Annotated in this window: 3 protein-coding genes and 1 tRNA gene; 3 read left to right on the plus strand and 1 reads right to left on the minus strand. The window is 31.9% G+C overall.

Features of this window, described 5'->3' with window-relative positions; genetic code table 11:
• The first annotated feature begins 13 nt into the window (after window positions 1–13).
• Both J2Z60_RS10765 and J2Z60_RS10770 read left to right on the plus strand, forming a co-directional pair.
• Window positions 14–86 (plus strand) — tRNA-Lys (locus tag J2Z60_RS10765).
• 181 nt (window positions 87–267) lie between these two features.
• Entirely contained in the window at window positions 268–1,296 is a 1,029-nt protein-coding gene (locus J2Z60_RS10770) for an LCP family protein (RefSeq protein ID WP_209687697.1), read from the plus strand.
• A gap of 63 nt (window positions 1,297–1,359) precedes the next feature.
• Here the strand turns inward: J2Z60_RS10770 and J2Z60_RS10775 are convergent, their stop codons facing one another.
• Entirely contained in the window at window positions 1,360–2,601 is a 1,242-nt protein-coding gene (locus J2Z60_RS10775; protein ID WP_209687698.1) for an MFS transporter, read from the minus strand.
• A gap of 158 nt (window positions 2,602–2,759) precedes the next feature.
• Here J2Z60_RS10775 and J2Z60_RS10780 point away from each other — a divergent pair, with 158 nt between their 5' ends.
• Window positions 2,760–3,626 carry a helix-turn-helix domain-containing protein gene (locus J2Z60_RS10780; protein ID WP_209687699.1) on the plus strand — a complete coding sequence of 289 codons (867 nt, stop codon included), beginning with the start codon at window positions 2,760–2,762 and terminating at the stop codon, window positions 3,624–3,626.
• Window positions 3,627–3,741: the final 115 nt, after the last annotated feature.

A 3,741-nucleotide genomic window follows, 5' to 3' on the forward strand; every position in this document is an offset into this window, starting at 1 on the left:
TTGGTTATCCAATGGGTGGTTAGCTCAGCTGGCAGAGCAACGGACTCTTAATCCGTGGGTCCAGGGTTCGATCCCCTGACCACCCATAATTATAAGGCATCGCGTTAGCGATGTCTTTTTTTTGTTTTCTGTATATTTATTTTTAATACCTTATAAAGAAATTTTATATCAACCTAAAAATTTTGCAAAACATTTTATATCTCTCTGGAATTTATTTATTTATCTATTTAAGCTAGAACATGAATAGATGATTTGGAGGATACTAACGTGAAGAAGAGAACATTTTCTTGGATATTAGGAATTATTGCCGTCTTATTAGCTATTGGAGCAGCTGGATTTGGATATATTCATAGTGCTGTCGACAATATTTCTAGTAACCATTCAGCTAAAGATGAACGGCAAATAGCCGAAGGTAAGCCACTTTCGGTTTTACTTTTAGGAACAGACGATGGCGCACTGGGTAGGAAGGCAACTAATACCGGTAATACAGATACAATGGAATTAATGACCGTTAATCCTCAGACTAAGCAAGTAACAATTACTGCTATTCCTCGTGATACCTTAGTTAAGGTCAATACCAGTCAAGGAACTGACTATGTCAAGATCAACGCCGCCTATGCTCTAGGTGGCGCTAAGTTAGCCAAAGAGCAAGTAAGTGAATTACTTGATGTGCCAGTTCAATACTATGCCCTAGTAAACATGGGCATGCTAGAAAAAGTAGTCAATGCCGTTGACGGAGTTGAGGTTAACAATCCATTTAAGTTTACCTTCCAAGGACATACCTATCCTCAAGGTATGCAATATTTAAATGGTAGCCAAGCTTTAGGATATGCTAGAATGCGTTACGACGATCCGGATAATGACTACGGTCGCCAAAAGCGTGGTCAACAGATCTTAATGAGTGCATTTAGTAAATTTAGTAAGTCAGGTAACCTATTTACTGCTACTAAGCTGGTTAACGCAGTCAAAGATGATATCAAGACCGACATCCCTTTAGATAATTTTGCAGCTTTATACAATAATTACGTCAAAAATCTAAATACTATTCATAACTATGGTCTTAGGGGCAAAGATGCTAAAATTAGTGGCCTAGACTTCCAAATAGCTACAAGTGAGCAAATTAACAAGGCATCTAAGATAATCCGCCAAGCCTTAGGATTAAAGCCAGTTCACGTTGTAAATAACGAAACCAAATTAGTTGACATGCAAACTAGTTGGGATGGTATCAACAATCTTAACTTCACCTTGCCAGATGCACAAGCTTATCAAACTGTAGCTAAAACGATTACTAAATAACACAACTAGTATTAAGACTGGACTTTTTTTAAAGCCTTTTTATCATTATCGTATTTTTTTCAATTATTCAGTTTCTAACTTTTTAAATAAACAATCAACGGCAACAATTAATAGCATAATGTCTAAAGCTAAAATTATAAATAGCGAGACCTTGACATTGGTTAAGCCTGAAATAGTTGTCAATACTGAAACCATTATCGGAGCACTTATAACTAGAAATGTATTTAAGGCGCCCATAGTAGACGCCAGTAAAGAATTGTCTACAATTTTAACAAGTTGTTGCATCATTTTTGGAGAAATAGTCCCTATAAATAGACCAAGGAAAGCTAGACAACCTAAACATACTAGTATATTTCTAAAGAAGACAGCTATTAGTATACATAGACTAACTAATAGAGCATATATTGAAATGATAAAGATAGACTGCCTCTTAAAAATTTGTGGTCCAAAGATTCCTCCCAAAATTATTCCTATCGAGATAGCACCACCTACAAGCGTAATCGTTAAACTGTATGTTCCTATGACCATTATATTTTTATTGGCTGCTATAACAATTGAAAGTAACGGTTCTATACTTCCGATAATTCCATTTAAGCCCGAAAGTAATAATATAGTCGGTAGTATACTACTAGACTTTTTCAATTGATAAAAAGATTTTTTCAGTGTAGTAATAAGATTATCGCTATTTTCTGGATTTAATGTAGATTGTGCTCTATTTAAATTCGATACTTTTCGCAAGCTGAGGAATAAGATCGCAGCTAACAAAAATGTAATAGCATTTACTAAAGCAATACCTGCATATGAAATAAAAATCAATAACCCTGAACCTATAAGCTGTGCTACAAATACTACAGCTTCAGAAAGTCCATTAGTAATACCAGCAGCTTCAGAAACTTCATCTTCATTAACTAAACTTACAATTAAGGGCAATTGTAAACCAGTAGAATAAGATCCTAACGAGTCCGAAATTAAATTGATTAAGATAGATATAATTACTATATACCAAGGGATAATATGAGATAGAAATAATATTGTTACCAGCAGATAAAAGAAAAACCTTATGAAATTTAAATTTATGACTGCTTTTAGCTTATTTACTGTTTTATCTGCATAATAGCCACCTAGTATATTCAATACCTTCGGTAATGATTCAGAAATTGCAATTAAAGATAAAGCAAGTGAATAGTTAGATAAGTTACTAGCATAAGTCATAAGTGCTAAATAAAATAATGAATCGCCAGCTCCGGAAAGTAGCTGAGCAACTGAAAATCTTCTAAAGTATTTATTTTTTACTAAAATATTCATAATTATGTCCCCTCTTTGTTACTAATTTAAAAAGATGTTGTTAGTGAAAAGTGCATTCAATCCTTTGTGTAAACGCGTTAAGCTTAACAGCATTTATTATATAAAGCTGTGTTAGAATTCTTATTAAAAGGTCATATATTATAATTTAGGAGAATATCATGAAAAAATATGGGATTGCTTTTAGAAACATAAGAAAGGCCAAAAATATCACCATTAAACAAGCAGCCAGTAATGTAGTCACACCAGCATTTTTATCAAAGTTTGAAAGAGGAGAAAGTGAAATTTCTTTTTCTAGGCTTATTAATATTTTGAACAACATTAATGTTGATATTAATGAATTTTTGCTAGAAGCTAATCATTTTGAAAACACTAGCGAAAACTATTTTTTAGAGAAGTTAGCTAAAGCTGTAGAGTTAAACAGCCAAGATCTTATTGATAGCTTAATTTATAAAGAAAAATCAATTTACGAAGAAAATAAAAATATTCGATATTTGCATAACATTTGTTTAGCTTCCCTGTATAAATCCCTTATTAATAAAGAAAAGCCCCTCAATAAAGATTGGGAGCCTATAAAAAATTATTTACTTTACGCTGAAAATTGGGGATATTATGAATTCTTGCTTTATGCAAATGCAATGCCATTTTTACCAACTGATATTATAAAAATTTTAAGTAAGCAAGTTTATCAAAAGGGAATAAAATATATCAGTTTAAGTAAAAATAAAAATAGCTTAATTGATACCCTGCTAAATACTATAGAGATTTTCATTAAAAGAAGAGAACTTAATCTTATCCCATCTTATTTCAACATGGTTAAACTATTAATCGATTCTCCAGATTTTCTTTTCGAAAAAACAAGACTTATTTTTTATCAAGGAGCTAATTTATATCTTAGCGGTGAACACAATTTAGGAATAGATAAGATGAAGACAGCCTTTGATATTCTTAACTTATCGGGCTATCAAGGCGCCCAATTAGTTGAATTAGAAAATCTAAAACAAGAAATCATCAAAAATAATATATGACTTTTTAAATTTAATTTTCTCGTTAATTGTAGAATCAAATTGAACACTTAGTTCATAAAATTAAAAAAGCCCATTTGTGACTCTTTGTTAGAATGTAAATAACCACAAATACATC

Origin of the sequence: Lactobacillus colini, assembly GCF_017874575.1 — a bacterium.
GTDB classification, from domain to species: domain Bacteria; phylum Bacillota; class Bacilli; order Lactobacillales; family Lactobacillaceae; genus Lactobacillus; species Lactobacillus colini.